We start from the raw sequence: 14,176 nt of genomic DNA, 5'->3' as shown, positions 1-14,176 counted from the left end.
GTCCTCAGACCGCGGCGTTCGCGTCGAGGATCTCGGTGACCCGCAGGCCGAAGTCCTCGTCGACGACGACGACCTCGCCGCGCGCGACCAGGCGGCCGTTGACGAGCAGGTCGGCGGGGCTGCCGGCGGCGCGGTCGAGCTCGAGGACGGCGCCCGGGGTCAGCGCGAGCAGGTCGCGCACCGTCATCCGGGTCCGGCCGAGCTCGACGGTGACCTCCATGTCGACGCCCTGCAGCAGCTCGAGGCCCCGCGGCGCGGGCGCGGCGACGCCGAACGCCGGCACGAAGGGCTCGGGCTCCTCGACCGCGGCTGCGATCGCGCTCGCCGCGGCCTCGGTGATCGGCTCGCGGGCGCCGGCCAGCGTCGCCTCGGGGATCAGGACGGCGGCCGCGATGCCGGTGCCGATGAGGGGGATGGTGCTGAACGCGCCGCCCAGCAGGGCGGAGATGTCGAAGCCCTCGACGTCGATGTCGAGGCTCTGCGCGCCGCGGGCACGGCCGCCGAGGCGCAGCGCCGCGGCGTCCAGCGCGGGCTGGACGGCGGCCGAGATCTCGAGGTCGCCCAGCGGGCTCGCCGCCAGGGCCGCGACCAGCTCGGTGCCGACCAGGATCACGACCGCGCCGGGCACGCCGCCGTCCAGCTCGGCGATCGCGCCGCCCGCGAACGCCGCGGTGACATGGGGCGAACCGGGCTGCGCCGGGGCCGGGGTGAGCGGCGAGACCGCCGGCAGCACGGCCGCGGCCGCCTCCGCGACGGCCTCGGCGAGCAGGGTCGGGTCGAGCACGGACATCAGGACTCCTCGGGCGTGGTGACGATGAGCGCGGCCAGACGCTGGCCGCGGGCTCCGGGGGTGGCGTGGGCGAAGGTGTTGCCGGCGACGGTGACGTCGAGCGGGGCCGACGACGGGTGGGTCAGGCGCAGCATCGAGCCGGGCTCGAGCGCCGCGAGCGTGCCGGGGTCGAGCGTGATCGGCCGGAAGCGCACGGCCACCGAGACCGGCACCCGCTGGAACTGCTCCTGCAGCAGCAGCGCCGACTTCGCCCGCTGCGCGCGCTCGCGGTCGGAGACCGCGCCGCTGCCGGTGGCATTGGTCAGGTGGGGGAGCAGACCGGTGAACGGCAGGCAGATCGACATCCGGTGCGCCCGCTCGCCGATCCGCAGCTCCAGCGCGACGACGACCATCACGTCGGCGGCGCTCGCGACCTGCGCGAACTGGGGGCTGTACTCGATGCCGGTGACGGTCGGGTCGAGGGTCACGATCGCGTCGAGGGAGTAGCGCATCTCGCCGAGCAGCCGCTCGACCAGGCCGCGGATCACGCCGTCCTCGATCTCGGTGAGCGGCCGGTCCGGCTGCTCGTCCGAGCCCGGGCCGCCGAGCATGTGGTCGATGCACGACATGGTCGCGAAGAGCGGGATCTCCAGCACGCCGGTGCCGGGCATCGGGTCGGCCGAGAACAGCGTCATGTACGTCGACGGGCCGAGGCTGTCGACGTACTCGGCGTAGGTGCGCTGCTCGATGCCCGCGAGCGTCACGGTGCACACCGTGCGCAGCGAGCTGGTGAACACGGTCGTCGCCTGGCGCGCGAAGCCGTCGAAGCCGAGCTGCAGCGTGCGCTGGTGCTCGCGGGAGAGCTGGATGGGCCGCCGGAAGTCGTACGGCGTCGGTTCGGCCGTGCGGGGTCGGCGGCGCGGCCGCTGGGGGGTCACGACGAGCCCATCGTCGCCGTACGACGCGATCTGAGGGGTCGCCACTCGTCCGGACGGTCAGGGGGCCGTGGTCACAACGGACTACGGAGGGTCCCGGGAGGGGTCCCGGGTGCGGGGGTCGGCGCGGGCGCTACTGGGTGACGAACTCCGTGAAGTACACGCCCATCACCTCGCCGTGATAGCGCTCCAGCAGCAGCTTCTCCAGGGTCTTGCGCAGCTTCTCCCGCGACGCTGCCTGGTCGACCTGGCTGACCGGGAGGCCGCTGAAGACGCCGATCGCCGCGTCGAGCGCCTTGCTGCCGTCGGTCTGCGTGGCCTTCTCGGTCATCTGCAGCGCCATGCCGAGGCGCAGGTAGTGGCCCGCCGCGAGGTTGACCTGGATCGAGTCGAGGGTGACGACCTCGCCCGGCTTGGGGCCGGTCTCGCCGCCCGGCTTGAGCACGAAGAACCAGCCGGCGCCGGCGAGCACCGCGACCAGCACGACCACGATGCCGAGCTTGCGGGTGCGGCCGCCCTTGGCCGGTGCGGCCTCGGCGACGGCGGCCGGGGCGGTCAGGGTGGTGCTCACGGTCGGTCCTCCTGAAGGGTGAGATGGGCGGCGGAGAGGTTCTCGCCGAGCGCGTGGAAGGCCTCGCCGAGCAGCGCCCGGGTCTCGGCCGGCGCCTGGCTCAGGATCACGATGTCGACCCGCTTGTTGACCCGCTGCGATCCGGCGAGGGCCGGGTCGACGAGCGGCTTGGTGTGGCCGAAGCCGGTGGCGCGCAGCCGCCCGGCCCGGATCCCGTGGACCTCCTCGAGCCGGCGCAGCACGTGCGCGGCGCGAGCGAGGGAGAGCTCCCAGTCGGTGGGGAAGTACTTCGGCTTCACCTTCTCCTGGTTGGTGTGGCCGTCGAGCTCGATCGGCTCGGTGAGGTCCTTGAGGACCGGCGCCATGGTGTCGACGACGCGGCGACCGCGGTCGGTCAGCTCGGCGACGTTCGGCTCGAAGACGACGTGCTGCGAGACCAGGCTGACCACGAGCCCACGCTCGTCGATGTCGGCGCGGACGTCGTCCCGCAGGCCCTGGTGGCGCAGCGCCTTGTCGATCTTGCGCCACACCTTGAGCAGCCGCTCGACCTCGACCTGCGCGTCGCCGTACGAGCGCTCGCGGCGCAGCCGGTCGGACTCCTCGAGGATCTTGGTCACCGTCGTGCGCTGGGCGGTCGGGACCTGCGCCAGCAGCATCTCGTACGACGACGCGCCCGCCTGGCTCGCGCCCTGGTCGCTGGTCGCCGTGTTGGAGCCGTCGAGGATCGACTGCTGCCGGCCGAAGCCGACCGCGAGGCCCTCCTTGAGCTGCTCGTACTTCTTCTCGTCCACCGTCGACATCGCGAACATGACGATGAAGAGCACCATCAGCAGCGTCACCATGTCGGCGTAGGTGACGAGCCAGCGCTCCTTGCCCTCGTCGTGCTCCTCGTGCTCCTCCTCGTGTCGACGGCGGGACATCAGGCAGCCTCGCGCTCGGCGGTGCCCGTCGGGAGGAGGGAGCGGAGCTTCTCGGCGACCAGGCGCGGGTTGGCGCCGGCCTGGATGGCGGCGACGCCCTCGATGGCGACCTCCATCCGGGCGCACTCGAGCTCGCCGATCCGCTTGAGCCGGTTGGAGATCGGCAGCCAGATCACGTTGGCGGACATGACGCCCCACAGGGTGGCGACGAAGGCGCCGGCGATCAGGTGGCCGAGCTCGTCGGGGGTGGCGAGGTTCTCGAGCACGTGGACCAGGCCCATGACCGTGCCGATGATGCCGATGGTGGGGGCGTAGGCGCCGGCGTCGCCGAAGAACTTCGCGGCCTGCTTGTCGTCGCGGCGCTTGGCGCGCAGCTCGGCCTCGAGGATCTCGCGGACGTCCTCGGGGTCGGTGCCGTCGATCGCCATCGTCACGCCCTTGACGAGGAACGGGTCGTCGATCTCGCGCAGGCTGTCCTCGAGCGCCAGGAGGCCCTCGCGGCGGGCCCGCTCGGCGAGCGTGACCACCTGGGGCACCAGCTCGTCGGCCGGCTGGACGGCGCCGGTGAACGCCCGCTTCACGTTGACGGCGGCGGCCTTGGCGTCGCTCATCGTGCCGCCGGCGACGGTGACCATGACCGTCGTACCGAGCACGAGGAGGATCGGCGGAAGGAGCAGCAGGCTCATCGGGTTGCCGCCCTCGAGCACGTTGGCGGCGACGATGATCACCATGCCCAGCGCGATGCCGAGCGGCGTGGCGATGTCCTTCACGGCGTGACTCCTCGCGGGGGTACGGCGGCGAGCCGGGTGGCCGGTCGCGGGCTGACGGGCGGCAGGGTGGCTGCGTCGGGCAGGCCGGAGCGCGCCACGATGGCCGCGCGGTAGTCCACGACGGCCGCGATGACCTCGTCGAGGGACTCCGAGACCAGGTACTTCGTGCCGTCGACGAGAGTGACGACCGTGTCGGGCGTGCAGTCCACGCGCTCGATGAGGTCCGCGTTGAGCAGGAAGGTGGTCCCCGAGAGTCGGGTCAACGAGATCACCGCGGCACCTCCATGTGCGTGGACTGATCAGGAGGGCCGTCCGTGGCTCTCCGACGTCCTCATCGGCCCCCTGCGGGCCGCTCTTAGCGCTTGATGTTGACGAGCTCCTCGAGCACCTGGTCGCTGGTGGTGATGACGCGCGAGCTGGCCTGGAAGCCCCGCTGGGCGAGGATCAGGTTGGTGAACTCGGCGGACAGGTCGACGTTCGACATCTCCAGCGCGCCGGCCATGATCTGGCCGCGCTGGCCCTGGCCCGCGACGCCGAGCTGCACGGCGCCGGAGTTGGCGGACTCGCGGAAGGCGGTGTCGCCGATCTTCTCCAGGCCCATCGGGTTGTTGAAGTCGGCGACGGCGAGCTGGCAGACGTCGCGCTGCACGCCGTCCGAGAAGACGCCGCGGACCTTGCCGTCGGCCGCGATCGAGTACGACGTCAGCGAAACGCCCGGCGGCAGCGCCAGCATGTTCAGGTCGACGTCGACGAGGCCGCCGGTCGGCAGGCCCGCGGCGTCGAGCGCGTAGCCCTGCACCCGCATGCCGTTGGGGGCCACCAGCACGCCGGTCTGGTCGAAGGTGAAGGCGCCGGCACGGGAGTAGACGTTCTCGGCGCCGTCGCGCAGCACGAAGAAGCCGTCGCCCTGCAGCATCACGTCGGTGGGGCGGCCGGTCAGCTGGGCCGAGCCCTGGCCGAAGTTGGTCGACGTCGCGGCCAGCTGGACGCCGAGGCCGATCTGGATCGGGTTGGTGCCGCCGCGGTCGGCGTTGCCGCCCGACGCCGCCGTCAGCATCTGGCTGAGGGTGTCGGAGAAGACCGTGGTGCTGGCCTTGAAGCCGGTGGTGTTGGCGTTGGCGATGTTGTTGCCCGTGACGTCGAGCATGGTCTGGTTGACGCGGAGGCCGGAGATGCCGGCGAAGAGCGAGCGAAGCATGAGTGTCTCCTAGCGGGGGGTGGGATCAGGCGGTCTTGGTGGGGGTGCCGCTCGGCGGCACGTACGTGCTGCCGCCACTGCTGCCGCTCGTCGGCGCGGGGACGGTGGGGGCGTCGCCGACGCTGATGACGTCGGCGATGGGGACGTGGTTGCCGTCGACGCTGAGGACGGGACCGGACGCCAGGTAGGTCGTGCCCTGGACCTTCCCGCTCTGCTCGACGCCCTTGTCGTCGTACCAGCGCACGGTCTGGCCGATCATCGAGCTCGCGCCGAACGCGAGCTGGGTGCTGAGCAGCATCGCGGTCTGGTCGGCGACGGCCTGCATCTTCTCCAGCGCGGTGAACTGGGCGGTCTGCGCCATGAACTGCGAGGAGTCGGTGGGGTTGAGCGGGTCCTGGTAGCGCATCTGCGCGACCATCAGCTCGAGGAACACCTTCTGGTCACCGAAGCCCTTGGTGCTGCTGGTGCTGCCCGCATTGGACGTGACGCCGTACGACGGCGCGGCGGCGGCGCTGGCGACGCCGTCGGTGGGACTGATCGGCATGGGCTCTCCTCACAGGCTCCGGTCGAGCTGACCGGCTGCCGTCGGGGTGGTTCGGATCTCGGTGCCGCCCGGTGCACCCGGGACGTCGGGCAGGTCGGGTGGCGCCGGCATCGAGCGCGCAGGCGGCTGCTCGTCGCGCTGCTGCTGCCGGTGGCTCTGGTGGCTCTGGCTGCCCGGATCGGCGCTCACGCCGGGGTCCTGCGACGGGGTGACCGGCTGCGGAGCGCTCGTCGGCGCGGGCGCCTGCGGCGCGGTCACGGGCGACGCGGTCGGGGACGCCGATGCGTTGGCGCTCACCGTGAACGGCACGGCCGTCACCTCGCGCACCAGCACCCGCGCCTGGGTCGCCCCGGACCGCTCCAGGATCCGCTGCAGCTCGGGCGCTCCGGTCGCGAGCGCCCGGTGCACGGCCGCATTGTCGGACTCGCCGGCGAGGCGGACGTGGACGCTGCCGTCGCGGACGACGAGCGTCACCCGGACCTCGCCGAGCTGCTCCGGCTGGAGGGTCAACGTGATCCGGTGCGTGCCGGGCCGGTCGGTGGGCGTGGTCGCGACGAGCTGGGTCACCTCGGGGAAGACCTGGCGCACGACGGACAGCTCGACGTCCGGCTCGCTCGGGCCGGCCGACACGATCGGGGGCGCGGTCGTCGCGGTGACGAGCGGGAGCGGGGGGCTCGCCGGCGCCGGAGCATCCGGCGTGGCCGGCCGCTCCTGCGGCACCGACGCAGCCGCGGCAGGCACACCCGGTGCGGACGGCGCCGCGGCATCGGGAAGCGTGGTCGCATCGGCCGGCAGTGCTCGAGCGGTGACCAGGTGGTGCGGGGGAGCCGCCACCGCAGCCGGAGCGGTCGGAGCGGTCGGAGCAGCCGGCGCGACCGGCGTCGGCAGGACCGGCGCGGGCACGACCGCGAAGGCCGCGGCGAGCGCGTCCTCGAAGGACGACGAGGCCGGCGTCTCGCCGTCCTCCGGCAGCGCGGCCGACGGGTCGCCGTCCGCCAGGAGCTCCGGCAGCAGCCCGGCCAGCTGCCCCGGCAGCGGCATCAGCAGCGTCGCGAGCGAGGGCGTGCCGGGAAGCGAGGGAGTGATGCTCATGCCATACCTGCCATCGCCATGACGTTGCGGACATACCGCTGCGTCTCCGGGTACGGCGGGATGCCGCCGTATCGACTGACCGCCCCGGGCCCGGCGTTGTACGCCGCGAGGGCCAGGTCGGTCCGTCCGAACCGGTCGAGCAGCGAGCGCAGCAGCCGCGCGCCGCCGTCGATCGCCTGGGCCGGGTCGAAGGGGTTCTTCACGCCCAGTCCGTGGGCGGTGCCGGGCATCAGCTGCATCAGCCCCTGCGCGCCGGCCTTGCTGACCGCGCGCGGGTCGAAGCCCGACTCCTGGCGGGCGACGGCGGCGATCAGGCTGCCGGGGACGCCGGTCCGCGCGGCCGCGGCGTTGATCAGGTCGCCGTACGGCGTCCCGCTCGCGGCCGCGCGCCCCATGACACCCGGGGTGCTCGGGATGATCCGGCGGATCACGTCGGGGGTGGACGGCACGTCGACGATCCGGATGTCGAGGCCGGTGCGGGGCGCCTCGATCATCTTGCCGCCACCGATGTAGATCGCGATGTGGTCGACGCCGTCGTTGCGGCGGGAGTTGTCCCACGCGAGCAGGTCGCCGGGCTTGGCGTCGGCCATGCCGGCGACGGCCGTGCCGGCCTGCGCCTGCTGGTTCGAGACGCGCGGCAGGTCGTAGCCGAGGCTCTTGTAGACGGTCTGCACCAGCCCGGAGCAGTCCATGCCCTTCTTCGGGTCGGTGCCGCCCCAGACGTAGGGGAGCCCGAGGTACTTGCGGGCCTCGGTGACGACGTCCTCGCCGGTCACCGCGCCCGAGGTCGGGTCGCCGGTGGCGGCAGCGAGCGTGGTCGAGAAGTCGCCGGACGACGCCGTCGTCCGGGTCGGCGCGAACTGTGCGAGGCGCGCCTGGATCTCGGTGATCCGTGCGGTCACCGCGTCGACGCTCATCGCGCGCCTCGCTGCCAGCGCTGGGCGGCGAGATCGTCGGCCTCACAGGCCTCCCGCCGGTCGGCCTCGGTACGGCGACGGGCGGCCCGCCGCTCCAGGAGGTGCTCGACGGCGGCCAGCCGGGAGCGGTCGCTCGCCCACCGGGCGCGCGCCTCGGCACTGACCACCTCGGCGGTCGCGACGGCGTCCCGGGTCTCGCCGATCAGGACGGCGGCTCCGGCGAGCGCGGTGCGCTGGGCGACCAGCTCCCCGACCGGGACGGTGCCGGCCGGCTCGATGGCCGCGACGGACGACTCGAGCGAGGAGAGGCGCCCCCGGACGGCGCTCTCCTCCATCAGCATGCGCTGCAGGCCGATCCGGCTGTCGGTCTCGCGGACGCCGCGGACCCGTGCCACGGCGGCGAGTCCCCGGTCGTCGGGATGCGTGCGGGCGGTCACGGCGCGACCACCCCGGCGAGCTGGTTCCAGGTCTCGGCGCGTGGCGTGACGTCGTCCAGGTCCTGGCGCAGGAAGGCCTCGATGCGGGGGAGGCGGGCGAGGGCGGCGTCCGCGTCGGCATCCGCGCCGGAGACGTAGGCGCCGATCTCGACGAGCTCGCGGACCGAACGGTGCGCGGCGAGCATCCGCCGCAGCAGGCCGGCGTCCTGGCGCTGCTCGGGCGTGGTGACGGCGCCGTGCACGCGCGAGATCGACTCGAGGACGTCGATCGCCGGGAAGTGGCCGCCGGTCGCGAGCTCACGGGAGAGGACGACGTGGCCGTCGAGGATCGACCGGGCGGTGTCGCCGATCGGGTCCTGCAGGTCGTCGCCCTCGATGAGGACCGTGTAGACACCGGTGATCGAGCCGTCGGCGGAGGTGCCGGCGCGCTCGAGGAGCCGCGGCAGCAGGCCGAAGACACTGGGCGGGTAGCCGCGCGTGGCCGGCGGCTCGCCCGCGGACAAGCCGATCTCGCGCTGCGCCATCGCGACCCGGGTCAGCGAGTCCATCATCAGGACGACGTCGCGTCCCTGGTCGCGGAACCACTCCGCGATCCGGGTGGCGGTGAAGGCCGCGCGCAGCCGCTCGACGGCCGGCGCGTCCGAGGTGGCGACCACGACGACCGAGCGGGCCAGGCCCTCCGGTCCGAGGTCGCGGTCGAGGAACTCGCGCACCTCGCGGCCGCGCTCGCCGACGAGGGCGATCACGTTGACGGCCGCGTCGGTGCCGCGGGCGATCATCGACAGCAGCGACGACTTGCCGACGCCGGAGCCGGCCATCACGCCGATCCGCTGGCCGCGACCGACGGGCACGAGCGCGTCGAGGGCGCGGACGCCGAGGCCGAGCGGCTCGGTGATCCGCGGTCGGGTCAGGGCGTTGGGGGCGGCGTGCTCGGTGGAGACCCGCTCCATGCCGGGCATCCCGTCGAGGGACGGGCCGTCGTCGATGGGCCGGCCGAGGCCGTCGAGGACCCGGCCGAGCAGGGCCGCGCCGACCTGGACCTGCAGCGGGCCGCCCGTCGTACGGACGGTGTCGCCGACGCGGACGCCGGTCGTGGTGCCGAGCGGAAGGCAGATCGCGGCGCCGGGGCGCAGGGCGGCGACCTCGGCGAGCAGCGGGCCGTGCGTCGTACGGACCTCGAGGAGGTCGCCGACGGCGGCCTCCGGGATCCCGCGCACCTCGAGCTGCAGGCCGACCAGCTCGCTGACCGTGCCGAGCCGCAGCGGTGCGGCCGCGGCGAGCAGGCGCTCGCGGAGGGCGAGGTCGGCGCTCATCCGAAGACCTCCCGGACGCGGGCCATCGCCTCGGCGATGCGGAGGTCGACGACGGAGCCGTCGCTGCCCTCGACCACCGCGTCGGCGGAGTCGAGGGCAGCGTCGACGACGACCTCGAGGCCGCGGTCGACCAGGTCCCGCGCGGCGTCCGACGCGGCGACGGCCGGGTGCAGCCGGACCGTTCCGATCGGCGCCGGGGGGAGCACCTGCAGGACGCGGGTGACCACGTCCTGAGGGCCCATCCGGTCGACCTGCAGCCCGAGGAGCGTGGTGGTGAGGGACCAGGCGAGGTCGGTCGCCTGCGCCTCCACCGCGTGGGCGAGATCATCGAGCAGCTCCCTGACCCGCTCGGCGGCCTCGCCCAGCGCGGCGAGCGCGGCCCGGTGCTCGGCGTCGCGCCGAGCCTCGACCTCGGCGTCGCGTGTGGCGCGCGCGGCCTGCTCGACGGCCGCCTCCTCGGCGGCCGCCCGTCGTCCCTCGGCCCAGCCGACCGAGTAGCCCTGGGCCCGCGCGGCCTCCCGTGCCTCCTCGGCGATGCCACCGAGCAGGGACTCGGTGATGCCGTCGCCGAGCACGGTCGTGCCGCCGTACCGGGTCCAGGCGCCGATCCGCAGCTCGGGCAGCCGCAGGGCGCTCGCGTCAGACGATGAACTCATCGTCGCTCCCGCGCCGGACCATGATCTGGCCCTGCTCCTCGAGCTGGCGGATGGTGCGGATGACGCCCTGCTGGGCCTCCTCGACCTGCGCGAGGCGGACGGCGCCGAGGAGGTCGACCTCCTCGAGGAGGTTCTCGGCGGCCCGCTCGGACAGGTTGGACGTGATCTTGGTGCGGACCGCGTCGCTGACGCCCTTGAGCGCGAGCGCGAGCTCGGCCGTGTCGACCTGGCGCAGCACCTGCTGCACGGAGCGGTCGTCGAGGCCGACGATGTCCTCGAACATGAACATCCGGCTCTTGACCTCGTCGGCGAGCGCGGCGTCGAGACCCTCGAGGCCTTCGACGATCTGGCGCTCCGTCGGGCGGTCCGAGCGGTTGATGATGTTGACGAGGGGGTCGACGCCGCCGACGCGGGAGACCTCGGCGGGCTGCAGCATCGACGACAGCTTGCGTTCGAGGACGGCCTCGACGGTGCGGACGATCTCGGGGGAGGTGCGGTCCATGACGGCGATCCGGTGCGCGACGACGGCCTGCTGGTGGGCAGGCAGTCCGCTGAGCAGCAGTGACGCCTTGTCCGCGGCCATGTGCGCGAGGACGAGCGCGATCACCTGCGGGTGCTCGTCGGCGATGAATCCCCGCAGCTGAGCGGGATCCGCCCGGTGCAGGAACTGGAAGGGCATCTGGACGGCGGCCGCGTGCAGCCGCTCCATGATCTCCTTCGCCCGCTCCGCGCCGAGTGACTGCTCGAGCAGCTGCTGGGCGAAGCCGAAGCCGCCCTGCGTGACGTGCGCGTGCGCCGTCGCGAGGTCGTGGAACTCGCTGAGGACCTGGCTCGACTCGGCCGCGGAGACCGCGTCCAGCCGGGCGATCTCGGCCGAGATGCTCTCGACCTCGGCGTCGCTCAGGTGCGCCATGACCTGGGCGGCGCGCTCCTTGCCGAGCTGGATCAGCAGGACGGCGGCCTTGCGGATGCCCATCGACAGCAGGGCGGACGGGGGTGCGGCGAGCATGGTCATGAGCGCGGCTCCACCAGCCAGCCGCGCAGCAGCGCGGCGACGTCGTCGGGCTGTCGGTCGACGAGCGCGATCAGCTCGTCACGCAGCGACTCCTCCTCGTCGCGCTCCGACGACTCGAGCGCGGCCAGGGCCGGGGTCTCGATCGCCGCGGCGCGGCTGGCGGCATCGGCACGGAGCTGCTCGACGACGTAGGCACGGGCCTCGTCGCGGGCGGCGGCCCGGCGCCGGGCCTGCAGCCAGGCGAGCAGGATCATCAGGATGATGCCGCCGCCGATGCCGATATTGCGCAGCATCGCGTTGCGACGGTGGGCCGCGTCGGCCGCCTCGGCCTGCTTGAGCTCGGCCGCGGTCGCCTTCTCCGACGACCGGTCGAACGGCAGCGACGTGACGTCGATCGTGTCGCCGCGGGTGGCCTTGATGCCGACCGCGTTGCTGATCAGGTCCTTGATCACCTGCGGCTGCACGGCGGCCGCGGCGGTCGCGTCGAGGACGACGCCGATGTGCAGGCTGTTGACGGCGCCGGGCGCGGTCTCGCGGTGCTCCTGCGTCTCGTTGACGGCGTTGTCCTTGGTCTCCGTCTTGTTGGTGTACTTCGACGGGCCGCCGTTGCCGGTCGCCGTCGGGTCCATCTGGCCGTCGGGGCCCACGACGCCGCCCGCGGCGCCGTTCTGGCCGCCGGCCGGACCGGAGTACTTCTCGTTCGTGAGCGACTCCGACAGCGGCGGGGCGCCGACCGTGACGCCGTACTGGCGGCTGTTGGTGACGGACTTGTCGAAGTCGAGGTCGGCGGTGACCGTCGTGGTGGCGTTGTTGGGGCCGACGACGCGGTCGAGCACGGCCTGGATCTGGGACTGCATCGAGTCCTGGAACTCCTTGACCTGCTTGCTGCGCGCCGATGCGGCGCCGCTGCCGGAGTCGGTGCCGTCGCTGGTGAGCAGCTTGCCGGTGGCGTCGGTGACCGTGACCTTCTTCGGGTCGAGGCCGTCGATGCTCGACGCGACCAGGTGGACGACGGCCTGGACCTGCTCCTCGTCGAGGGTCGAGCCGGGCGCGGTCTTCACCAGGACCGAGGCGGTGGGCGGGTTCTGCTCGTCGGTGAAGACCTGCTTCTCCGGGATCGCGAGGTGCACGACCGCGGTGTCGACGCCGTCGATGGCCTCGATGGTCTTGCTGAGCTCGCCCTCCATGGCGCGCTTGAAGTTGGTCTGCTCCTGCGAGGTCGACGTCGACAGGCTCTGCTTGTCGAGCAGGCTGTAGCCGCCGTCCGAGCTGGCCGGGAGACCCTTGCCGGACAGGGCGATCCGCGTGCTGTAGACGTCGCCGCGCGGCACCATGATCGTGCTGCCGCCCCCGGAGATCTCGTAGGGGATGCCCTGGGCGTCGAGCTCGTCGACGACCGCGCTGGCGTCGGTGCCGGACAGGTTGGAGTAGAGCGGCGAATAGCTCGGCGCCGACACCCAGCGGAACACCAGGAAGACCGCGATGAGGAGCGCGGCCGAGCCGATGATGGCGACGGACTTCTGGCCCGTCGTGAACGCGCCGAAGGACTCGCGGGCGCGCGTGAGATAGCTGTTGAGACGCTGCTGCATCGGTCAGCCTCAGACCTGCATCCGCATGATCTCGTTGAACGCCTCGACCGCGCGGTTGCGCAGCGACACCGTGAGCTGGCTGGCGACGGACGCCTCGCTCGCGGCGATCGTGTAGTCGTGGATGTTCTCGAGCTTGCCGGTCGCGGCCTGGACGGCGAGGTTGTCGGCCTTGTCGGTCAGCCCCTCGAGCCGGTCGAGGCCGTCGAGCACGAGCGAGCCGAACTCGGTGTCGGGGCCGGTCGGGCCCTTGACCGCCGTCGACGGCGCGACCGAGCCGATCTCCGTCGTACCGCCGATTCCGGGCAGCGTCGGAAACTGCAGGGGCGTGATCTCCATGCTCAGCGGTTTCCGATCTGCAGGGCGGCGCTGTAGGTGTCCTGCGCGGACTTCGTCACCTGCACCGACGCCTGGTAGCCGCGCTGCGCCATGACCAGCTGGCTCATCTGCGAGGCCATGTCGAGGTCGGGCATCCGCACGTAGCCGTCGGCGTCCGCCAGCGGGTGGTCGGGCGACGACACCGTCCGGCCCTCGGCGCTCGACTCGGCGAAGCCGGCGACGTCGACGCCGCCGTCGGCGCGGGGGTCGAACACGACGTACGTCGCCCGGAAGGCGGACTGGTCGGTGCGCCGTACCGTGTTGGCGTTGGCGATATTGCCGGCCAGCGCGTCGAGCCACACCTGGTGCGCGCCGAGCGCGGTGTTGGCGATGCGCAGGGCCTCGAAGGCGCTCATGCCTGACCACCGGCCATCACGGAGAGGCGGCTGTCGCGGTCGCTGATCGCGCGGCCCATGATCTGGTACTGGTACTGCGTCTGGATGGCCGCGATCGACTCCTTGCGGAGGTCGACGTTGTTGTCGTTGGCACCCACGGGCGTCTGCGTCGGAGCGACGGACGCCGCCACGTCGGCGTCGGTCGTCTGACCGTGCTCGATGGCACGGGTGAGCGCGGACTCGAAGTCGACGGCGCGGGCACGGAACCCGGGAGTGTCGACGTTCGCGATGTTGTCCGCGATCACCTGCTGCCGCATGGACAGCCCGTTGATCGCGGAGTGCAGCACGAAGCCGACAGCGTCGGACGTGGCGAAGGACACGGGTCGCTCTCCTGTGGACGCACCGCCCCCGAGGGGCGGTGAGACATGGGTGCCGGTCCGTCGGCAGGGGGGTTTGAGCAATCCGTCGCTCAAAAGGGCCGATCGGTCCCCGGGTGTGAAACCTGAGGTTGGAATGCTGGGACTTGGTCCCGAAAAGAGAGTCCGATCGGTCGGCGCGAATTGCCGCTTCCGGCAAGTTCGCGGGCGAGAAGCCCGGTTTCTAGGGGTATCTCGCTGGGGTGGTGGTTGGTGTCGGACCCCTGTGATGGGGTGGGGGTATGGCTTTCAAGGCGGCTTCCGACACCGGCATCAGCACGATGCTGGCGTCGTTGCGCGCCGAGGCCGAGGTCCGTGACGCGT

18 protein-coding genes are annotated in these 14,176 nt (G+C 72.7%); all 18 read right to left on the bottom strand.

From position 1 onward, the window contains the following. Positions 1-4 precede the first annotated feature (4 nt). A complete protein-coding gene (gene fliN / locus AB4880_RS05140) occupies positions 5-790 on the bottom strand; it encodes a flagellar motor switch protein FliN (protein ID WP_367918136.1) in 786 nt (261 codons plus the stop codon). Continuing rightward, complete coding sequence (locus AB4880_RS05135) at positions 790-1,752, bottom strand: flagellar motor switch protein FliM (RefSeq protein ID WP_367918135.1); 963 nt, start codon at positions 1,750-1,752, stop codon at positions 790-792. Before AB4880_RS05135 ends, fliN begins: the two co-directional genes overlap by 1 nt. 85 nt (positions 1,753-1,837) lie before the next feature. Then, complete coding sequence (locus AB4880_RS05130) at positions 1,838-2,275, bottom strand: flagellar basal body-associated FliL family protein (protein WP_367918134.1); 438 nt, start codon at positions 2,273-2,275, stop codon at positions 1,838-1,840. After that, positions 2,272-3,195: an OmpA/MotB family protein gene (locus tag AB4880_RS05125; RefSeq protein ID WP_367918133.1), complete on the bottom strand. Its 924-nt coding sequence runs from the start codon at positions 3,193-3,195 to the stop codon at positions 2,272-2,274. Before AB4880_RS05125 ends, AB4880_RS05130 begins: the two co-directional genes overlap by 4 nt. Continuing rightward, positions 3,195-3,965, bottom strand: a complete 771-nt coding sequence (locus tag AB4880_RS05120; protein WP_367918132.1) for a motility protein A — start codon at positions 3,963-3,965, stop codon at positions 3,195-3,197. The genes AB4880_RS05125 and AB4880_RS05120 overlap by 1 nt, the downstream gene beginning before the upstream one ends. After that, positions 3,962-4,237 carry a flagellar FlbD family protein gene (locus AB4880_RS05115; RefSeq protein ID WP_367918131.1) on the bottom strand — a complete coding sequence of 92 codons (276 nt, stop codon included), beginning with the start codon at positions 4,235-4,237 and terminating at the stop codon, positions 3,962-3,964. Before AB4880_RS05115 ends, AB4880_RS05120 begins: the two co-directional genes overlap by 4 nt. Before the next feature lie 83 nt (positions 4,238-4,320). Next, the gene (locus AB4880_RS05110) at positions 4,321-5,163 is read right to left on the bottom strand and encodes a flagellar hook-basal body complex protein (protein WP_367918130.1); all 843 of its coding nucleotides are present in this window, start codon (positions 5,161-5,163) and stop codon (positions 4,321-4,323) included. A 25-nt stretch (positions 5,164-5,188) separates the two neighbouring features. Continuing rightward, a complete protein-coding gene (locus AB4880_RS05105; protein ID WP_367918129.1) occupies positions 5,189-5,707 on the bottom strand; it encodes a flagellar hook assembly protein FlgD in 519 nt (172 codons plus the stop codon). A gap of 9 nt (positions 5,708-5,716) precedes the next feature. Next, on the bottom strand, positions 5,717-6,799 hold the full coding sequence (locus AB4880_RS05100; RefSeq protein ID WP_367918128.1) for a flagellar hook-length control protein FliK: 1,083 nt from the start codon (positions 6,797-6,799) through the stop codon (positions 5,717-5,719). Beyond that, a complete protein-coding gene (locus AB4880_RS05095; RefSeq protein WP_367918127.1) occupies positions 6,796-7,716 on the bottom strand; it encodes a transglycosylase SLT domain-containing protein in 921 nt (306 codons plus the stop codon). The genes AB4880_RS05100 and AB4880_RS05095 overlap by 4 nt, the downstream gene beginning before the upstream one ends. After that, positions 7,713-8,153 (bottom strand): flagellar FliJ family protein, encoded by a 441-nt coding sequence (locus AB4880_RS05090; RefSeq protein ID WP_367918126.1) that lies wholly within the window; start codon positions 8,151-8,153, stop codon positions 7,713-7,715. Before AB4880_RS05090 ends, AB4880_RS05095 begins: the two co-directional genes overlap by 4 nt. Continuing rightward, positions 8,150-9,466 (bottom strand): FliI/YscN family ATPase, encoded by a 1,317-nt coding sequence (locus AB4880_RS05085; protein ID WP_367918125.1) that lies wholly within the window; start codon positions 9,464-9,466, stop codon positions 8,150-8,152. The genes AB4880_RS05090 and AB4880_RS05085 overlap by 4 nt, the downstream gene beginning before the upstream one ends. Then, positions 9,463-10,122, bottom strand: coding sequence for a FliH/SctL family protein (locus AB4880_RS05080; RefSeq protein WP_367918124.1), 660 nt, complete (start codon positions 10,120-10,122; stop codon positions 9,463-9,465). Before AB4880_RS05080 ends, AB4880_RS05085 begins: the two co-directional genes overlap by 4 nt. Continuing rightward, the gene (gene fliG / locus AB4880_RS05075; protein ID WP_367918123.1) at positions 10,106-11,137 is read right to left on the bottom strand and encodes a flagellar motor switch protein FliG; all 1,032 of its coding nucleotides are present in this window, start codon (positions 11,135-11,137) and stop codon (positions 10,106-10,108) included. Before fliG ends, AB4880_RS05080 begins: the two co-directional genes overlap by 17 nt. After that, on the bottom strand, positions 11,134-12,726 hold the full coding sequence (gene fliF / locus AB4880_RS05070; protein WP_367918122.1) for a flagellar basal-body MS-ring/collar protein FliF: 1,593 nt from the start codon (positions 12,724-12,726) through the stop codon (positions 11,134-11,136). Before fliF ends, fliG begins: the two co-directional genes overlap by 4 nt. 9 nt (positions 12,727-12,735) lie before the next feature. Continuing rightward, positions 12,736-13,062 carry a flagellar hook-basal body complex protein FliE gene (gene fliE, locus AB4880_RS05065; RefSeq protein ID WP_367918121.1) on the bottom strand — a complete coding sequence of 109 codons (327 nt, stop codon included), beginning with the start codon at positions 13,060-13,062 and terminating at the stop codon, positions 12,736-12,738. Positions 13,063-13,064: 2 nt separating this feature from the next. Then, positions 13,065-13,457: a flagellar basal body rod protein FlgC gene (locus tag AB4880_RS05060; protein WP_367918120.1), complete on the bottom strand. Its 393-nt coding sequence runs from the start codon at positions 13,455-13,457 to the stop codon at positions 13,065-13,067. Then, a complete protein-coding gene (gene flgB / locus AB4880_RS05055) occupies positions 13,454-13,816 on the bottom strand; it encodes a flagellar basal body rod protein FlgB (protein ID WP_367918119.1) in 363 nt (120 codons plus the stop codon). The genes AB4880_RS05060 and flgB overlap by 4 nt, the downstream gene beginning before the upstream one ends. Between the last annotated feature and the right edge of the window lie 360 nt (positions 13,817-14,176).

The organism is Nocardioides ginsengisoli, from assembly GCF_039537225.1.
GTDB classification, from domain to species: Bacteria; Actinomycetota; Actinomycetes; order Propionibacteriales; family Nocardioidaceae; genus Nocardioides; species Nocardioides ginsengisoli.
This window is presented reverse-complemented; position numbering and strand designations above follow the sequence as displayed.